Source organism: Alcanivorax sp. HI0083, assembly GCF_001635175.1.
On the sequence record NZ_LWFX01000362.1, the window covers coordinates 1 to 965 of the forward strand.

Consider the following 965-nt stretch of genomic DNA (forward strand, 5'->3'; position numbering starts at 1 on the left):
TGCAGATGTTTGACCGCATCGTGATCAATGTGGGCACGCTGGAAAGTCGCCATTGGGTGCGTGCGCTGGGCATTCATGCCCGCCACTTGTTGGTGGCCATGCATCCGCTGGTGGATCAGGCCCATGCCGTGCGCAGCCTGGGCAACGACTGGCGCTCTCACCTGGGCCGTGACAGTCAGGTCAGCCTGATTGTCGATGGCGTGGACAGCCATGCGCCACCGGGTGTGGATGAGCTGGCGGAGACGGCAGGCGTACCACTGCTTGGCGGTCTGCCAATGGATTGGCGTTATCGGCTGCTGGCCATGAATAGCGGCTTGCCGATTCAGGAACAATCTCCTCGTTGCCGGTATAGCCGGAACTTGCAGGCACTGATCGGCAAGCTGGAAATGCAGCAGGATGATGTGGCTGGCCAGGGCTGGTGGCAGCGCCTGCGCAGTAATGCGTAATGAGTCATCAAACGGTTAGTGAACGCAACGGATAGCAGGAGCAGTCGTGGCCGGACGGATTGATGCCGAATATCAGCAGCTCAAGGATCGCACCCATCGCTGGGTGGTGGAGCGGCTGGATGAGGAAGGAATTGAGGTCGGCAATGCTGGCCGTGATCAGCTGTCGGATTTTGTCCGCACGGCGGTGGGTCAGCATATTGCCCTGAATCGGGTGCCGCTTTCTACGCAGGACCTCAATCAGCTGGCCCGCGATACCCTTGATGAAGTGACGGGTTTCGGGCCGCTGGAGCCGTTGCTGGCGGATGATCGCATCAACGATATTCTGGTGAATGGGCCGGACAGTGTTTTCATCGAGGTGGCGGGGGTGCTGCAAAAAGCGTCCGTCCGGTTTATCAATGATGACCATGTGGTGCGGGTCATTCGTCGCATGTTGGCGCCACTCGGGCGGCGTCTGGATGAGTCCAGCCCGATGGTGGATGCGCGCCTGCCAGACGGTTCGCGGGTGAATGCCATTATCCC

At 60.0% G+C, this 965-nt stretch carries 1 protein-coding gene and 1 pseudogene; both read left to right on the forward strand.

Going from position 1 to position 965, the window contains the following annotated elements; genetic code table 11:
* Nucleotides 1–446: pseudogene (locus A3754_RS27120) on the forward strand (hypothetical protein); the annotation flags it as partial.
* 46 nt (nt 447–492) lie between these two features.
* Nucleotides 493–965, forward strand: a 473-nt coding sequence (locus A3754_RS03775) for an ATPase, T2SS/T4P/T4SS family (RefSeq protein ID WP_197468431.1), incomplete at its 3' end; no start/stop codon positions are given.